This is a genomic window from Natribaculum luteum (assembly GCF_023008545.1).
Lineage (GTDB): Archaea > Halobacteriota > Halobacteria > Halobacteriales > Natrialbaceae > Natribaculum > Natribaculum luteum.
The window spans coordinates 3198033-3215151 of the sequence record NZ_CP095397.1; the positions used below are offsets into that span (position 1 = coordinate 3198033).

General features: G+C 61.1%; 12 protein-coding genes and 1 pseudogene. 9 read left to right on the forward strand and 4 right to left on the reverse strand.

The window, feature by feature from the left end:
* Positions 1-114: 114 nt before the first annotated feature.
* From MU558_RS16610 to MU558_RS16625, 4 genes are read left to right on the forward strand one after another with little or no spacing between them, the layout of a single operon-like run.
* Complete coding sequence (locus MU558_RS16610; protein ID WP_246969268.1) at positions 115-1146, forward strand: glycosyltransferase family 2 protein; 1032 nt, start codon at positions 115-117, stop codon at positions 1144-1146.
* Entirely contained in the window at positions 1143-2201 is a 1059-nt protein-coding gene (wecB, locus tag MU558_RS16615; RefSeq protein ID WP_246969271.1) for a non-hydrolyzing UDP-N-acetylglucosamine 2-epimerase, read from the forward strand. Before MU558_RS16610 ends, wecB begins: the two co-directional genes overlap by 4 nt.
* Before the next feature lie 2 nt (positions 2202-2203).
* Positions 2204-3208, forward strand: a complete 1005-nt coding sequence (locus MU558_RS16620) for a polysaccharide deacetylase family protein (RefSeq protein ID WP_246969274.1) — start codon at positions 2204-2206, stop codon at positions 3206-3208.
* 4 nt (positions 3209-3212) lie between these two features.
* Positions 3213-4556 carry a PGF-pre-PGF domain-containing protein gene (locus MU558_RS16625; RefSeq protein WP_246969277.1) on the forward strand — a complete coding sequence of 448 codons (1344 nt, stop codon included), beginning with the start codon at positions 3213-3215 and terminating at the stop codon, positions 4554-4556.
* Between the two features lie 9 nt (positions 4557-4565).
* Here the strand turns inward: MU558_RS16625 and MU558_RS16630 are convergent, their stop codons facing one another.
* The gene (locus MU558_RS16630; protein WP_246969280.1) at positions 4566-5723 is read right to left on the reverse strand and encodes a DUF354 domain-containing protein; all 1158 of its coding nucleotides are present in this window, start codon (positions 5721-5723) and stop codon (positions 4566-4568) included.
* 150 nt (positions 5724-5873) lie between these two features.
* Between MU558_RS16630 and MU558_RS16635 the strand changes: the two genes are divergently transcribed.
* The 4 genes from MU558_RS16635 (at position 5874) to MU558_RS16650 (ending at position 11213) form a co-directional block, all read left to right on the forward strand.
* On the forward strand, positions 5874-7232 hold the full coding sequence (locus tag MU558_RS16635; RefSeq protein WP_246969283.1) for a prenyltransferase/squalene oxidase repeat-containing protein: 1359 nt from the start codon (positions 5874-5876) through the stop codon (positions 7230-7232).
* Positions 7229-8395 carry a glycosyltransferase gene (locus MU558_RS16640; protein WP_246969286.1) on the forward strand — a complete coding sequence of 389 codons (1167 nt, stop codon included), beginning with the start codon at positions 7229-7231 and terminating at the stop codon, positions 8393-8395. The genes MU558_RS16635 and MU558_RS16640 overlap by 4 nt, the downstream gene beginning before the upstream one ends.
* A gap of 123 nt (positions 8396-8518) precedes the next feature.
* A complete protein-coding gene (locus tag MU558_RS16645; protein WP_246969289.1) occupies positions 8519-9553 on the forward strand; it encodes a GNAT family N-acetyltransferase in 1035 nt (344 codons plus the stop codon).
* A gap of 445 nt (positions 9554-9998) precedes the next feature.
* Positions 9999-11213 (forward strand): carboxylate--amine ligase, encoded by a 1215-nt coding sequence (locus tag MU558_RS16650; protein WP_246969292.1) that lies wholly within the window; start codon positions 9999-10001, stop codon positions 11211-11213.
* 167 nt (positions 11214-11380) lie between these two features.
* Here MU558_RS16650 and MU558_RS16655 read toward each other — a convergent pair whose 3' ends face one another.
* A complete protein-coding gene (locus MU558_RS16655) occupies positions 11381-12979 on the reverse strand; it encodes an alkaline phosphatase family protein (protein ID WP_246969295.1) in 1599 nt (532 codons plus the stop codon).
* 538 nt (positions 12980-13517) lie between these two features.
* Here MU558_RS16655 and MU558_RS16660 point away from each other — a divergent pair.
* Positions 13518-14687 (forward strand): glycosyltransferase family 61 protein, encoded by a 1170-nt coding sequence (locus MU558_RS16660; protein ID WP_246969298.1) that lies wholly within the window; start codon positions 13518-13520, stop codon positions 14685-14687.
* An 82-nt stretch (positions 14688-14769) separates the two neighbouring features.
* Here MU558_RS16660 and MU558_RS16665 read toward each other — a convergent pair whose 3' ends face one another.
* Together MU558_RS16665 and MU558_RS16670 are read right to left on the reverse strand one after the other, a co-directional pair.
* Positions 14770-16365, reverse strand: a complete 1596-nt coding sequence (locus MU558_RS16665; RefSeq protein WP_246969301.1) for a hypothetical protein — start codon at positions 16363-16365, stop codon at positions 14770-14772.
* Between the two features lie 174 nt (positions 16366-16539).
* Positions 16540-17097: pseudogene (locus tag MU558_RS16670) on the reverse strand (IS6 family transposase); the annotation flags it as partial.
* Positions 17098-17119: the final 22 nt, after the last annotated feature.

Sequence of the window (17119 nt, forward strand, 5' to 3'; positions counted from 1 at the left end):
CGCGCCGTCATCGAAGTAACAGCGCCCTAACTCTCGTTTTTACGGTGAACGTACGGAAGGCTGCTATTTACTAAACCCTTCTTTCTAAAAGCATCTGAAGGGTTCAAAACAGTCATGTATAAAGGTGAAACAGTCGGCGTCGTGGTCCCTGCGTACAACGAGGCAGGGTTCGTCGGCGAGGTCATCGAAACCCTTCCACCGTTCGTCGACCGAGCGTACGTCGTCGACGACCGATCGACCGACGACACGTGGCAGGAGATCCAGCGGACCGCGGATCGCGTCAACAATCGATCGGAGACCGTCTACTCCAACCAGATTCACGCCGACGGCGGCCAGGTGTTTTCGCCGCGAATCGAGGCGATTCGCCACGACCGAAATCGAGGCGTCGGCGGCGCGATCAAGACGGGGTACGCGCGGGCGTGTGAGGACGGAATGGACGTCGTCGCGGTGATCAACGGCGACGGACAGATGGACCCGTCGATCCTCGATCGGATCATCGATCCGGTCGTCGAGGGACGGGCCGAGTACGCGAAAGGAAACCGACTGTCGAGTCGCGAACACCGCGAGGGAATGTCAACCTGGCGACTGTTCGGCAACACGGTGCTCACTTTCCTCACGAAGTTCGTCAGCGGTTACTGGCGGATGAACGATCCCCAGAACGGCTACACCGCGATTTCCGCACGCGCACTCGAGACGATCGACGTCGATCGCCTCTACGACGGGTACGGGTTCTGTAACGATCTGCTGGTCCACCTGAACGTCCACGATATGCGCATCGAGGACGTCGAGATGGAGTCACAGTACGGGGACGAGACCAGCCACATCAGGTACTCGACGTTCGTTCCGAAACTCTCGTGGCTGCTGTTACAGCGGTCGATCTGGCGGTACAATACCAAGTACGTCGTCGCCGACTTCCACCCGCTCGTCTTCCTGCTCGCACTGGGACTTGCGGGTGCGGGCGCCGGCGTCTTCTTCGCCGGTTGGTCGCTGGCGTCGGCCGGCGTCGTCTCAGTTCAGGGAATGCTGTCAGTCATCGTGATATTGCTCAGCGGCCTGTTCGTCACGCTCGCGATGGTCTTCGACCGCCTCGCGAACGAGCGACTGCAACCGCGCGTGAACGAGCCCGTCGGGAGGGGTGATCGATGAACGTCCTCTCTGTCGTCGGTGCCCGGCCACAGTTCGTCAAGGCCGCCGCGGTCTCACAGCGGTTGCGTCCGCGCCACGACGAGACACTCGTCCACACCGGCCAACACTACGATCCGGAACTCTCGAGGGTATTCTTCGAGGAACTCGAACTCGACGAACCGGACTACAATCTCGAGGTCGGGTCGGGCCCGCACGCCCGCCAGACCGCGGAGATGATGGCCAGACTCGAGCGGATCGTCACCGACGAGCGTCCCGACGTCGTGCTCGTCTACGGCGACACGAACTCGACGCTCGCGGGTGCGCTCGTGGCCGCGAAGACGTCGCCGTCGCTCGCTCACGTCGAGGCCGGCCTCCGATCGGGCGACATGAGGATGCCCGAGGAGGTCAACCGGATCCTCACCGATCACTGTTCGGATCTCCTCTTTGCACCCAGTCGAGACGCCGCGCGCACCCTCGAGCGCGAGGGGATCGCCGACGGCGTCTCGGTGCCCGGTGACGTGATGTACGACACGCTCCTGGAGGTCCGCGATCGACTGGACGCGGTCGACCCCGACGGGATCGACGTTCCCGACGAGTACGTGCTCGCGACGGTCCATCGAGCTGGAAACACGGACGATCCGGACCGACTCTCGGAGATCGTCGACGGCCTGTGCCGGATCCCGCAACCGGTCGTCTTCCCTGCCCACCCGCGCACGGTCGACGCCCTCCACGAACACGGCCTCTGGGCGCGGGCGGCCGAGGGGATCGACGTCGTCGACCCCGCCGGCTACCTGACGTTCGTCCAACTCGTCAGCGAGGCCGACTGCGTCGCGACGGACTCCGGCGGCGTCCAGAAGGAGGCGTTCTACCTGGACACGCCGTGTGTCACGTTGCGCGAGACGACGGAGTGGCGAGAGACGGTCGAGGCGGGCTGGAACGTCCTCGTCGGCGCGGACGCGGGACGGATCGTCGACGCCGTCTACACCGCTGCCGATCCACCGTCGAAGCCGGACCTCTACGGGAACGGCAACGCAGCGGAGCGAATCGTCGCCGAACTCGAGCGGGAGGTCGAGTGAACATGGACGACGGGCCCCGCTCACGGACGACGATCGATCTGCCCGACGAGTGTCGGCGAGAGCGATCCCCGCTACCGTCGGACGCGTCGTTCGCCCTCTGTCTCACTCACGACGTCGACCGGCCGTACAAAGGAATCCGGTCGCTGTACTACGCGACCCAGGAACGGCCGACGTACCACCTGCGGACCGCGCTCTCGTCGACGAACCCCTACTGGCAGTTCGAGGAGATCGCGGCGCTCGAGGATCGCCTGGGCGTTCGGTCCGCCTTCTACTTCCTGAACGAACAGCACCTGCTTTCCGACCGGCCGGTCGGCGACTGGCTCTCCCCGACGAACTGGGTCCAACACCTCGGTCGGTACGACATCACCGCTCCCGAGATCGTCGACGCGGTCCGGAAACTCGACGCCGGCGGGTGGGAAGTCGGCCTCCACGGGTCGTACCACTCCCCGGACGACCGCAACCGGCTCCGCGAAGAGAAAGCGCAACTCGAGGCCGTTCTCGGCCGCCCGGTCGTGGGCGGGCGACAACACTACCTCCGACTCTCGGTGCCCGACACCTGGCGTCACCACCGGGCCGTCGGGCTTCGCTACGACGCCAGTCTCGGCTCGAGTACGGACGTCGGTTTCCACGACGGCTACCGACCGCTCCGTCCGTTCGGCGACGACTTCCTCGTGTTTCCCCTGACAATCATGGAGGAGGCACTCCCGGACCCCGGCACGCAGTTCGACGACGCCAGGGCCGCGTGTGAACGACTGATGCTCGAGGCAGCGGCCAACGACGCCGTCGTGACGGCCCTCTGGCACCCGCGCTATTTCAACGAACGGGAGTTTCCGGGGTACCGGAAGCTCTACCGCTGGCTCGTCGAACGGGCGCTCGAACTCGACGCGTGGGTCGGGCCACCCCGGGACCTCTACCGGGAGTTCGCTTCCGAACCGGAAGCGACGCCCGTCGGTACGAACGCGAACGCAGACGATCGCACGCCAATCGAGACAAACTCGACCGAATAACGCCATGAGAGGAACAGCACTCATCGTCGCGATAGTGATCGTCACGTCGACGATCGGTGGAATCGCCGCTGGAACGCATCACCCTGCAGTCGCCGAGCCGGGTTCCGCGGACGTCGCCGCCGCACAGACGGCCGACTCCTACGTCGTCGAACAGGGATCGTTCTGCGAACCGATCGAACCGCTGTCGTCCGGCGAGACGGTCGAGGAGTTCTACGACTACCGGAACCACGAGACGCATCCGCCGTCGGTCGACCGACTGTACAGCTCCTACGGCACCACCCACCTCCAGGAGGACGACACCAGTCAGCTCTTCCTCCACGAGGGGCCAAACGGCACGAGTCTCGTCGTCGTCAACGATCGACTCGACGGCAACACCGGCGGCGGTGCGGCCACGTTCGAGTTCGTCGGGCTGCCTCGAGAGGCCGAGTGGGTCGTCCAGGACGACGACTACTCGGGCGCGACGGCGACGTTCGACGCCGGCGACGGCTGGGCGTCCGCGTCGTGGATCTGGACGCAGCACCGGACCGACGGCGGAGCGATCCGTGGTGGACTCGACGGCCAGTTCGCCGTGACGATCCATCCAGCGTTCAACGACGACGCCGAGTTCGACCCCGCCGATGACGATACCGTCGTCGGTGGCGACATCACCGACTGGGACGTGCTCTCGGGCAGCGCCGAGAACCCCGACCGGACGTCGCTTCCGTCGCTCGAGGAGCCGGTGACCATCCGCTCTGGAACGTGCGACGACCCCTCGATCACGTACGACCAGACCGACGACGGACTCACTGCGACCGTCGGTGACGGCGACGACGGCGATCAGGTCTTCCTCCGGCCCTCGTCCGGGCCGGACGACGGCGTCAGGTTCGAGCAGGTCGGCGTGACGACCGAAGGCGAACCGTTCTCGGTCACGTTCGCGGATCGCCACACGGAATCGGCCCCGGACGACGCCGAGACGCTCTCCTCGCTGACCGTCACCGGCGACGGCACACCCGAGGAGACCGAGACGACGATCGTCTTCAGCGTCGAGAAAGACCGACTCGAGGAGAGCGGCGTCGAACCGGAGGACCTCGCACTGTACGAACGGGCGGGCGACGAGTGGCGACAGGTACCGACGTCGGTCCACGACGAATCGAACGAGTCCTACCAGTTCGTCGCGGAGGGCTCGACTGTCTCGTCGCTGGCCGTCGCCGAACAGCGACAGAACCTCGAATCGAGCGGCGGGACGGGGGGGAGCTCGACAGGTGGCGAGGACGACCCCGAATCTATGCGAGGGTTCGGGATCGTCGGGAGCGTCGGCGCGCTGCTGGCGATCGTCTGGCTATGGACGACGAGAAGGAGCAGCGAGTAGACGACCTGGCTATCGATTTTCCGGCGACGGCGACTGACGCCGCCGACGTCGCCGCTCGCGTTCTTCCGCGTCGGCCGAGACTGGCTCTTCTCGAGGCTGCCCGAACGGGCGAACCGACTCGAGTCCCGCGACGCGTCCGCGGGCCGTCGCGACGTCGACGATGACCTCGGTGAGGTTGCTCTTCTGGGCGACGTACTCGTCGCGCCGTCGTCGCCACTCCTCCTCGACACCGTCCGCGTGGAGCAACACCTCTGCCCGCTCGAGCAGTTCGTCGAACGCCGCGACGTTGTAGATCAGTCCCTGCTCTTCGAGCTCGAGGAAGTTGCCCATGTCCGAGTCGCCGACGAAGGAGTTCGAGCGAATCGCGGGCGTCCCGAGGAGCGCAGCTTCCGTGACCATCGTCTGCGTGTCGGCGATCAGGAGGTCGGCCTCGGCGAGCGCGTCGTGCATCAGCGCCGGGTGGAGATCGAACGGCCGCGCCGGGAGGTCGTCGAACGCCATCTCGTCGCCCTCGTCGGAGACGAAGACTGTCGCGTACTCGCTTACCGTCTCGATCAGCCGACGGCGGCGAGCGTCCGTGATCCCCTTCTGTCCGACGTCGTGGTGCGACCCGAACGCGTTCAGCCGGAGGATCACGTACGGGTCGTCGGACTCGAGGTCAAGCCGATCGCGAACCGTCGGATCCGGCGTGTACACGTCCGGGTGGAGGTACGCACACTCTTTGAACCCCGAGAACACGTAGTGTGAGTCACCCAGCTCCTTCCGGATCGTGTCGGGCGTGAGGACGGCGCGGGCAAAGGGCGTCGAGATCGCGTGGTCGATCGTCGTCGTTTCCGAGTCGATGATCAGGACAGTCGGCACGCCCAGCAACGCGCCGGTGTGTGCCGCGTATCCACCCATCCCGAACACGAGGTCGGGGTCGAACCGTCGTGCGTACCGTATCGCTCGCAAGTAGTGACCGGGCAGGCGAGCCAGCAGCGACCCCTTGGAGGTGTCACAGTAGCCGTAGACCTCGTGTGGGAGGTTGTACCACTCGACCAGGTCGACGGTACAGCCGTAATCCCTGGCGAGCACGAGCACCTCGTGTCCCCGCTCGCGAAGCGACTGCACGGCGTGTTTGTACAGGTGCACGTGCGCCGGCGTGTTCGCGAAAATCAAATACCTCATCCGGGTGCAGAGTACACGATCGGTCGTTTTGTTATGGCGCTCATGTCCACACCACCCGCCGAGCGGGCGTCGATAACCTGGCCGCTAGTGAACCGGGGACGATCGGTAACGAGCGTATAGTAATGTGAATCGATTTCGAGGTGTCCGTAGATGAACGTGCGACGACGACCTCCGGAACCTGCCGTACAGAGCCTTCTGAACGGGCTCGCTCCGCTCGAGTCGCTACGAGACGCCCGATCGCCGGCGAAGGGGGCGGCTACCGGCACGCCACGGCGACGTCGAGAGGAGGCATCTGACCGGTACCTCGAGGTGCTCGACGCGACGCTCGAGTACGCCCGTCGGCGAGACTACGTCGGTCCGGATTACGGGGATGGGTTGAGTAGTCGACTCCTTCAGGGCCTCCCGTTCGAGAACAGGTGGCTCAACCTGGCCGTCCAGGAGACCGTAAAGCGCGCCCCGGTCGATATTCGGCCGCTCTTTCTCGTCGAGGAGCGTCGCAACTACAAGGGCGCCGCGCTGTTTACGATGGCGAACCTGAACTACCACGCGCTGACGGCCGGTCGCCACTCGTCGGTCGACGTCGGGTTCGACCCCACAGCGGAGGCAAAGCGACTCGCGGACTGGCTCGTCGACGAGCGATGCACCGGGTACAGCGGATTCTGCGGCGGTCACCGCCACGAGATCCAGCACCTCCACACCAAAGGAGTACCGAACGACGCCGACATCGTCTCGACCACGTACGCGGTCAAAGCCCTCTTGCGTGCCGCCCACCTCGACGAGGAGTACGCCGAGCTCGCTCGGACGGCGACCTCGTTTCTGGTCGAGGACCTGAACTACCGGGAGGTTCCGGCGGGGGCGAAGATCGACTACCACATGAACCACCCGTCGGACTCCTACACCATCAACGCGGCCGCACTCGGCGCACAGATGCTCGTCGACCTGTACGAACGGTTCGGGGACGACGACCTCCGCGAGCGGGCGACGAAGATCCTGGATCACGTCGCCGCCCACCAGACCGACCTCGGCGGCTGGCCCTACCGGATTCCCGCGTCGTCGTCGCACCTGTCGATGGACAACCACCACAACGGGTTCGTCGTCGAGTCCTTCCAGCGATATCGCGACGTCGTCGACGCGGATCGGTACGCCGACACGCTCGCCGACGCCCTCGAGTTCTACCGCCACGAGCTGTTCGAGCCCAACGGGGCCCCGAACTTCGACGAGGAGAACGCCTATCCACGCGATATCCACGCCAGCACGCAGGGACTGCTGGTGTTCACCCGCGAGGGCGACCTCGAGTTCGCCGAGCGGATCCTCCGGTGGGTGCTCGCGAACCTGCAGGTCGAGGAGGGACGGTTCTACTACCGACAGTACCGGTACCACACGAAACGGGTGACGCTGATGCGGTGGTGTCAGGCCTGGATGGCCTACGCGCTGTCGGAGTTCCTGCTGGCCGCTACGGAACGGTCGGGTTCGAACGGCGACAGATTGCAGACGGCAACACGATCATGAGCCGCTCGAGCACGCAGGCGACCCGGACGTCACTCGACCCGGACGGCGAGGCGAGCGCGTCGACGGCCGCGAGTCGGCGTCGGCACGCTCGAGGGACCAGTCCCGACCCCGAGGACGCTCGCGTGCTCGTCGTCACGGGACTGTCACAGAAGAACGACCGCCACTACGGGCCGCTCGCGGACGTCGCCGACCGGACGACGCTCGTGTGTCTCGATCCGACGGTCGACGTCGACGACGCGAACTGTGTCCCGACGCCGCAGGTCGGCCCGCGACTCGTTCGCGTCGTCGCCCTCTTTTTCGTCGCGCTCTACGAGGGGTACAGAAACGAGTACGACGCGATCGCGTCGATCTCGCTTTTCCCGTACGGACTCTACGCGCTCGCGCTGAAAGCCGTCTACGGCTACCCCGCCCACCTCGGCATCATCGGCATCGACCTCGACCACCACGCCCACCAGTGGTACGGCGGGATTCCGCGGTGGGCGTTCCGTCGCTTCGACGCCGTCTCCGTTCCCGGCCCCTCTCACGCCGAACGACTCGCTCGCCTCGGCGTGTCGCGGGATCGCATCGAGATCCTGACGAACGCGATCGACGTCGACACCTACGCCCCCACGGACGCGGACGTCGAGACCGAGTACGACTTCGTCTGGGTCGGGCGGTTCAGCGCGGAGAAAGACCCGATACGATTCGTCGAGGCGCTCGCCGAACTCGAGGCGACCGGAGCCGGGTTCCGGGCCGCCATGGTCGGCGACGGACCGCTTCGGGCGGACGCCGCAGACGCCATCGTCGCACGTGGGCTAGACGACTGTGTCGACCTCCCCGGCTGGGTCGACGACCCCGTCCGGTACTACCGACGATCGAACGCCTTCGTCCTCACCTCGCGTCGGGACGCGCTCCCGCTGGTGATGCTCGAGGCGATGGCGACCGGCCTCGCACCGATCGTTCCCTCGGTCGGTTCGATTCCGGACGTCGTCACCGACGGCGACGACGGCATCGTCGTCCCCGACCGCGAGCCTGCGACCTTCGCCGCGGCGATGGAGCGGTTCCTGGACGACCCCGACTATCGACGATCCGTCGCAGCGAACGCGACCGCCGTTCGATCGTCGTTCTCGCTCGAGCAGGCGAGCGACGACTGGCGGCGTATTCTGACGACGCTCGCGCGATAAGCGGCCCGAGCCGTGTCTCGAGAGCACGCAGTCGGCACTCGTCGACGACGCTCGAATAGGGAGGCGATTACGAGGCGGTAACGACGTGATAACAAAACGAATCGTCACTGCACGATGACTCACATGGAAATCGAACGACTGGATCTCGAGGAGTGGGGCGACGTACTGCCGAGATCTGGAGTCGAGGTGTTTCACGACCCCGACGCACTCGCCGTCCTCGACAGGCACACCGACGCCGAGTTGCGCCTGTACGGCGCGTACAAGGGACAGCAGGCGGTCGGCCTGCTGCCGGTGTTCGTCGACGAGAAGTCGGTCGGCGAGAAACCGATCGGGCGAACGGTCTTCTCGCCACCCGTCTCGCTCGGCGTTCCCCGTCTCGGGCCGATCGTCACCCCCAACAGTCCGAAACGGCGCAAACGCGAGCGGATCAACAGCCGACTGGCCGAGACGGTCGTCGACGAACTCGAGGTCGACAGGCGGTCGACGCTGTTCCGAATGACCTGTCCGCTTGGCTACGCCGATCCGCGACCCTACGGCTGGAACGACTTCGCGGTGACGCCGGAGTTCACGTACGTCGTCGACCTCGAGGGCTGTACCGACCTCGAGGACGCCATGGCAGGGTTCAGCAAGAGCCTCAGAAACGAGATGCGCCGGTACGACGATCTCGATCTCTCGATCGAGACGGAGGGGATCGAATCCGCACTCCGGATCTACGACGACGTCGTCGCCCAGTACGAGGAGTACGGCGACACTGCGCCCATGTCCCGCCTCTTCCTGCGGGACCTGCTTTCGGCGCTCGACGACGATCGGTGGCGCGTGTACGTCGCCCGGACCCCCGACGGCACCTACAAAAGCGGAATCGTCACGCTCTTTTCCGACGACCTGGCGTACTACTGGCAGGGCGGCGTCACCGCGTCCTACGAGAACGTTAGCGTCAACAACCTCCTCCACCGCGTCATCCTCGAGGACCTCGTCACCGACCCCGACCTCGAGTCGGTGACGGGATACGACCTCGTCGGTGCGAACACCGAGCGACTCTGTGAGTACAAAGGGAAGTTCAACGGCGACCTCCGGCCGTACTACGTGATCGAGTCGTCCGGCCTCGAGATGACGCTGGCGAAATCGGCCTATCGGCGAGTTGTCGGCTCGCTCAAGTGAGCGGTAGTGTCTCGAGGATTCGTCACGTCGATCGTACGTTCCATCTGATCCCTACCAGTACAGTTACGACAGCCTTCTCGCGGTAGGGATCCCCTGTAACACCGAAGACGCGGAGAACGTGAGGCGTTTTGCCCGGCAACGGGCGGTGACGAAGGCGGTAAAATGCGCGCGTGTTGTCGGCGAAACAGTGGACGAGTCGCTACCAGAATCGAACGCTGGTGATTCGAAACTGAAGAGAGTACACTGTTCTTAACTAACGTTCAGAATTCGGTGACTGATACCATGGCTATCTCCGTCGTGGGACCGCGGGCTCTTTCAGCGGGTTCGAAGCGCCACGTCGACACCAGGACGGTCAGTCCGATCGGCGATACGAGACAGACGTTCCCGTTCACCGACACCGATTCGCGCAGCGAGCAGTCGACTCCGTTCCCGGCGGGTGGTCTCGATGAGCAGTGACGCGTGGGCCGATCGGTCGGTCGCCGTCCCGACGATCAGTGCACCGAGTAGCGTCGCGTGTCTCCGGTCGCTCGGTCGCCGGGGCATTCGAACGATTGCAGTTTCGGAACACGAACGCTCTCCGGCGGCCCGCTCGAAGTACTGCGACGAGACCGTTCCAGTCCCCGATCCACACGACGACCTGCTCGCGTACAAGGACGCCTTGCGATCAATCGCCATGCGACCCGACGTCGCCACGATCATCCCCGTTCGAGACGTCGACGTCTACGTCCTCTCGAAGTACCGCTCCGAGTTTCGAGACTACGTCGCGACGCCCTGGCCGGACATGGAGACGCTCGCGAAGACACACGACCGCGTCCAGCTCTTCGAGGCCGCCGAAAAAGCGGACGTCCCCATGCCGGAGACCGGGCTGCTCGACGAATCCAGAGACTGGGATCGCGAGTGGATCGTCAAGGCGCGGTACGCAGTCCTCGCCGACGAGTACGTCGATCACTACTCGCCGTCACAGTTCGTCGATCCACCGACGACCGAGTACCTCCGCCCGGGCGTCGAACCGGATGTCGACGTCTTCCGACGGGAGATGCACCACGTCCCCTTGCTCCAGGAGTACGTCCCCTCCACCGACGAGTACGGGTTCTTCGCACTCTACGATCACGGCGAACCGGTCGCCACGTTCCAGCACCGGCAGATTCGCGCCTACAGCTACGCGGGCGGCCCGAGTTCGTTTCGCGAATCGGTCCGCATCCCGGCTCTCGAGAACGCTGGCCGGGACCTGCTCGACCAACTCGAGTGGCACGGACTCGCGATGGTCGAGTTCCTGCGAGACGACGACGGCGAGTTCAGGCTCATGGAGGTCAATCCGCGATTCTGGTCGTCGTTGCCCTTCTCCGTCCAGGCCGGCGCCGACTTCCCGTACTACTACTGGCTGCTGGCCAACGGCGAGAAAGAGCGCATCGACCACGAGTACGAGGCCGGAATCGCCGGCCACCTGCTGCGCGGCGAACTGCTCTACTTGCGTTCGATCCTGTTCGAAGACTACGAACTCACAGAGAAGCCGTCGTTCTCGAGCGCCCTGACGGACGTCCTGTGGTCGATCGTCGAACATCCACGGTTCGACTACGCGAGCACCGACGACGTCTGGCCGTTCGTCCAGGACTTACAGGACGCGTACGACTACTACAAGAATCGCGACTCCGTCAAGTGACGGCTGTCGGCGCAGAACGTATCACCAGGTCATCTCGCCGGTCCGTCCCACTGGTTTCTCGAGGACGTCCCGCAACACTTCTGGACGCCGTTCGAGGTCCGGTCGACTACTTCGTTTTACCGGCCCATCGAACGTTTTCGAGCGGCTCTTGTCTCGCGGTGACTGTGTTACTCCATGTAACCGAGGCCGCGTAACCGCTCTTCGACACCATCGAAGTCGTCGTCTCGCTGTGTATCGGTTGTTTCGTTGGCATTTTGTCGAACTTCGACCGATCGAACCGCTAAATCACGACTCGTCTCGAGGAGTTCGTTCTGTACGGCTCCGTCGACGTTTTCCGGTATTGGTTCACCGATACTGTGTAACACCGTCGGAGCGACGTCCACGACGGAGAGATCCGCGACTGGATCACAGTCTTTGACGTTCGGGCCCCACGCGAAGAACACACCACGGCTCCGGTGACCGGCCATCTCGGTCTCGGCCGCGCTGAACACGGAGTCTGTTACGTTCGTCTTCTCCTCGTATCCGTCGTTCCCGACGACGACTAGATCCGGCGACGCGGTATCTGTCGGGAACAGGTCGTCTCCGTCGGAGACGGTCACCACCTCTTCTCCCGTTTCCGGGTCAGTCAAATCTGAAAAAAGTGATGCCAGTTCCCGCTTCAGCTCCGGAACGTCTTCTGGGGGGACGATGCCGTGGCCGAAGCGATTCGAATCGTTGACGTAGATGTAGCTCGGTCCGTGAGCGAATGCGACGGTTTCCGAGAAATCCACGTCGTACAGGCCGTGATCGCCGGGTACGCGTTCCGCGATGCGGTCCACGAGCGGCTTTGGGAGGGAGTTGACGAACCGACCGTTGTCGACTCCAAACCGTTTCAGCGTCTCGAGGACGTTCGACTTCGTGATACCGAGCCTGGCGAGCGAACTTCGCGTACCATCCTGGCGCTTCCGCGCGAGATAGCCGCCGTTCGCCAGCACGGCATTGAGATGAACGAGTGTCGATACTGGTCCGAATCCGTGGTCCGATACGACGAACAGATTAGCGTTTCGACCACTAACGTACTCGATCACATCACCCAGAATGTCGTCGAGTTGTTTGTAGTGCTCGAGAATGACCTTTTCGTCCCAGATTAGGTGCTGAAGCCGATCGGGAGCCGTGTAGACGAAGAAAAATAATTGCCAATCCTCGATATCCATGAGCCGATTCATCAGCTTTCGACGCGCCGCGACGAGTGACGCGAGGTCGCTTTTGAACGCCGTTTCGTTCCCGTGGTAATCGTACCAGTTGAGTCCTATTTTGTAGTCTGGAATCTCCTCGCGGATCTCGTCGGCGAACTCGGGCGGATGCGTGAATCCTTCAGCCATTTGTGGCGAGACCATTCCGGCGACCATCCTGCCGTCGACGTCACCTGCGGGGTACGTCATCGGAACGTTACCCACGACTGCAGGAGACAGCTGTTGCCACAGCGGTGGTTGTCTCAGATCTTCACTCGTATTCATCCGCTGTGTGTGATCTGACTCCAGCCGTTGAAAGCCATAGATTCCGTGCTTGTCGGGCCAGACGCCAGTTGCAATCGATGGCCACGCAGTCGGCGTCATCGGCGGCACTGTGCTTTCTAACGGCCCTACTGCGCCGTCTTCGAAGAGTGTCTCAAAATGCGGCAACTCCCCGACCTCGATCCATTTTCGGATGAGGTCCCACGGGACGCCGTCGATCCCAAGAACGAAGGCCCGTTCGGCACCGGCGGAGCTAGTATGCGTATCTACCATATGTTTATACGTCGATATTGATTTGAATCCATTCCGCTTCTATTGTTATACAATGTATTCCACCGGACAATTTCACATTATAGGGAAGAATGCCACGCGTAGGAGTTCGCACCGAAAGGTCGATCATATCGTAGTGGATCAGCCAGATTATAACCAGGCGAGTTAGCTTCGTCCCTCAATTGGCTGTAAGCTGTCCACGAACGGGTTCGACGAACCGTTGGTTAGTGTCGATAACTCTCGAACCCACAAGCAGCTCACAACTGCACTGACGATCTCGGTACCAGTTTTACACACCTGTAAACGCTCGAGTTTACAGATTCACCTCGAGTGCGCCGTCGGTCGCCCGTTTGCCGTCGTGAGTGCGACTCCGCCACCGGAAAGTCGTACCTAAACTACGATGGTGGGTCTAGCTGCGGGTGGGACATCGTCGACCGGTAGTCTCAACACCCTTCCGTTTTCACGACGGTTTCACCACCTCGAGTCGCTCATCCGGAAGTGTGATCATAATTAACTATATCGCTGCGAGTGTCTGTCACAGATGACATTAGAGGCACTCATACGGAATATCGAGGAGAAGGGCTTCTCGTACGCCAATACGCTCGTCACCCTCGACCGAAATCAGGTCACTCGAGAGGAGTTGTACGACTTATTCGTGAAGAACGGTTCGCTAATCGACTACGGCGAACCCGAGTCAGTGACGGTATCGGAGCCCGACGCCGTCGTCGAAGAACTGCCAGAAATGAATCGGTGGCAGGGGACGTATACGATATCGAAACCTTTCGTGGGTGTCGTAAACGATGCACGAATCGTCGGCTCCCCTCCGTTAGCAATCTCTGGCTCGAACTATATCGCAGACGCCTCCGTCAGCCCTAACGTTCAAACGCTCAATGTGATCAAGTCGATTCCCCGTACCCCAAAGCGGATCGTCTCGGGCAACGGTAAGCGGGAACCCATCGAAGAGGGCGTCCTATTACACAACAGTTGGCATGGTGGTTACTTCCACTGGGTTGCCGAAACGTTAACTCGATTGGAGGGTGTTGAAAAGTACATCGAGAGAACCGGTCGAAAGCCGAACCTAATCGTCGGTCCAGACCTGAACTCGTTTCAGGCAGAGTCGTTGGCATTGCTCGGCTACGATCGAGACGACCTGATTCACTGGCAATCTGCGTACTGCGAGGTCGAGCGTCTCGTCGTCCCATCGATGCGTCGAGAGATCGATCCACCGAATCCATCTCCGTTTTCACACTGGTGGCTCCGAAATACGCTTCGTCGACGGGCGCTCGATGAAATCGATACTTCTCGGTTTTCGAGTCGCGTTTACATCAGCCGCAACGATGCTGATACCCGCCGTGTGCTAAACGAGTCGGATCTTGCAACTGTACTCGACAAGTACGGATTCGAAACCTACCAGCTTTCGAAGATGACGGTTGAAGAAACGATAGCGCTGTTCGCCCAGGCAGACTGTATCGTGGCACCACACGGTGCCGGTTTGGCGGATCTTATTTACACTGATGATGTGGCACTCATCGAGTTCATGCCAGAGGATAGAGTAAATGGTGTTTACTATATGCTGGCAAAACAGGTCGGAGGCTGGTATGGATACATCGGCTGTCAGACTCACGGTTCTGACATCACTGTCCCTCCTCAGCAACTCGAGCGGAGCATCACTGCTGCCATAGACCGTGATCAGACTGCACAGACAGTATAATTCGAGTGCGATTCGATAGCTGTAATTCGACCGAGCGATTTCTGTAGCTGATCTAGTAATCAGCCCGACGATTCCTGACTGATCACTGATCCCGAGCGTTGTACTCGAGGTCGACGTTCGCGTCGCCCGACATCCAGAAGTCGGTGATGTCGCCGCTGAACCAGTACGCGTCGCGCCAGTTCGCGACAGTACCGCTGACCGACTGGCCGTCGATCACGTCGCCGTCGTCGATCGACGCGTCCCTGTGGTTGGCTTTAACGACCTCACCGCTCACCGAGAACGAGTAGGACGTCAGACCGGATGCGTCGGTTCCATCGATGACCAGCGCGTGAGATGGCGTCGATTCTTCGCTCTTGACTTCTTCTCCACCGAACTCCGCCGGATCGATCTCTTCACCGTTCAGGTAGACGGTCGCGGGACCGTCCACATCGAGTTCGAGAAGATCGCCATCGAACGTGAAGGCGTCCTTCCAGTTGGCAACGGTATGTTCGACGCTATTCGCGCCGTCGTCGAGCTCGAGTTCGGGATCGATCGCTGCGCCGTCGTGTTCAGACGGTTCGATCTCTCCCTCCACTGCAAATCGGTAATCGGTCGCTTTCCAGTCGTCGCCCTGACCGCTACCGTCGAATACGAGGACGTTCTCCTGGGTTTCGTCTTCACTCTCGGATGGACCATCCGAAGTCGGCGCTGATGAAGAAGTCGATCCAGATGCCGCTTCTTCGGGTGACAACGGGACGCCGTCAATCTCGCTAGGATCAGTACGCGGTTCACGATCGGCAGACGTTCCGTTGATAGTAGCTCCACCGGCGTGTTTCCCGGTATCCTCGAAGTAGCAGTTTTCCGCAATCACCTCTGCGTTTCTCCCTTTCTTCCAGGCGCTGGCCCCAGCAACGATTGCACCGGGTGACCCATTCATCAAGTCACAGTCGTAGAGTTTTGTCTTTTCGTAGTACCCCCAAAATGGCCGAGAGTTATTCGCGGCAGTGTTACGAACGTCGCCGTCCATAATGCAATTCTTGGCATACGAACCCTCGGTCCCAAGCCGGACAGATCCAGCACCAGTCCGGAAGAAGTACGAGTCTTCGACACGGACAGTCCCTCCATTACCGGGGGCAGGGTGCTCTGGTCCGTTTCCTGGTGCGCTTCCGTAGATGTGGTTATCCGGCGTCGATTGGAAATTGACGTTCCGAATTAAGAGATCGCCCGCGTGATTCGGTGCGACGAAGACCGGTGTTGCTGTCCCGCCGGTTCCAACGGCATTATTGAAGCCTGAAAGGGTATACCCTTCGAAGTAGACGTTTTCAATAAGCGACTCGCTCGATGGTGACGTGTTTGCCACCGATATTTGGTTCCGCTTCTTGGGAGAATTGACGTTGCCGCGAACACCAATGTTCCGGACGGTCATATCGTCTCCGTGCATTCGGATTTGCCAATCTGCGTTATTGGCTGTGATGTCAATCAGATAGTTCTCGAAAGTCTCGCCTGGCTCGAGATTGTATGTCCACGTCTCTCCTGGTGAGACTTTGATGACTTCATAGTCATTATTGCTATCCTGTGCGGCAGCAGCACTTCCAGATAGACTACCGACGAATGCAGCTGCAGTTCCAATCCCTTTAAGATATGTTCGACGATTTAACGATGTACTATCCTTTGGATCAGCACTCTGGTTCTTATCCATGCAGTTCTCTCGTCAGAGATTCACTGTTGTCTAACATTCCATTAACCAGTTCTATCTTTATAACGCCACCAATAGAAGACCGATAAATACATATAATTATATAACTATATATTTAGTACGAAAGAAATAGGCAATGAGATGGGAGAATTGATATATTATGGCCTACGGCGCTGTCTAGTTTAGCACCTCCGCTGGTGTTTGTTTGTTGACTGACTGGTGAGGCCGTTGCGTGTTATAGTAGTGTACGAACTGCACAAGTCACTCACTGACGCTAGCCCGACTGCCCACCCACGAGGTATGGAAGCGGTCGATCCGTATTTTGAGCGTGTGAAACCATTTTTCGATTAAGTTTCGATCGACGTAGTCGAGTTGACTGCTCAACCCGAATCGAGAGAGGGTAGTTAGATACCCGTAGCTATCGACGAGAAACACAGCCTCGGAGAGATCGTGTTTCTCGGTCAGTCTGTGAACGAATGCAGCAGCTGGATCGGTGCCTCGTTGTCCGAAGACTGCGACATCAAGAATCAACCGTGAGTCGAGGTCTATTGCAGTTTACACCCAAGACCAGTCGTCGTTGATCTTGACATCGGTTTTATCAATGGCGACCCGCAACGGCTTTGCCGTCGGCGGGTCTTGTATGCTGTCTGCCAGCAGATGTATCCAATGCCAGATTTCTTGATGAGTGCGTTCTACGCCGATTAAGTGAAGAATCGCTTGTATCTCTCGAAGCGATCAACCGGAATTAGATACAGAT

Excerpts from the sequence above, each read along its gene's own strand:
- MU558_RS16610 (WP_246969268.1), top strand. The coding sequence starts at position 115 with ATGTATAAAGGTGAAACAGTCGGCGTCGTGGTCCCTGCGTACAACGAG.
- wecB (WP_246969271.1), top strand. The coding sequence starts at position 1,143 with ATGAACGTCCTCTCTGTCGTCGGTGCCCGGCCACAGTTCGTCAAGGCC.
- MU558_RS16620 (WP_246969274.1), top strand. The coding sequence starts at position 2,204 with ATGGACGACGGGCCCCGCTCACGGACGACGATCGATCTGCCCGACGAG.
- MU558_RS16625 (WP_246969277.1), top strand. The coding sequence starts at position 3,213 with ATGAGAGGAACAGCACTCATCGTCGCGATAGTGATCGTCACGTCGACG.
- MU558_RS16630 (WP_246969280.1), bottom strand. The coding sequence starts at position 5,723 with ATGAGGTATTTGATTTTCGCGAACACGCCGGCGCACGTGCACCTGTAC.
- MU558_RS16635 (WP_246969283.1), top strand. The coding sequence starts at position 5,874 with ATGAACGTGCGACGACGACCTCCGGAACCTGCCGTACAGAGCCTTCTG.
- MU558_RS16640 (WP_246969286.1), top strand. The coding sequence starts at position 7,229 with ATGAGCCGCTCGAGCACGCAGGCGACCCGGACGTCACTCGACCCGGAC.
- MU558_RS16645 (WP_246969289.1), top strand. The coding sequence starts at position 8,519 with ATGGAAATCGAACGACTGGATCTCGAGGAGTGGGGCGACGTACTGCCG.
- MU558_RS16650 (WP_246969292.1), top strand. The coding sequence starts at position 9,999 with ATGAGCAGTGACGCGTGGGCCGATCGGTCGGTCGCCGTCCCGACGATC.
- MU558_RS16655 (WP_246969295.1), bottom strand. The coding sequence starts at position 12,979 with ATGGTAGATACGCATACTAGCTCCGCCGGTGCCGAACGGGCCTTCGTT.
- MU558_RS16660 (WP_246969298.1), top strand. The coding sequence starts at position 13,518 with ATGACATTAGAGGCACTCATACGGAATATCGAGGAGAAGGGCTTCTCG.
- MU558_RS16665 (WP_246969301.1), bottom strand. The coding sequence starts at position 16,365 with ATGGATAAGAACCAGAGTGCTGATCCAAAGGATAGTACATCGTTAAAT.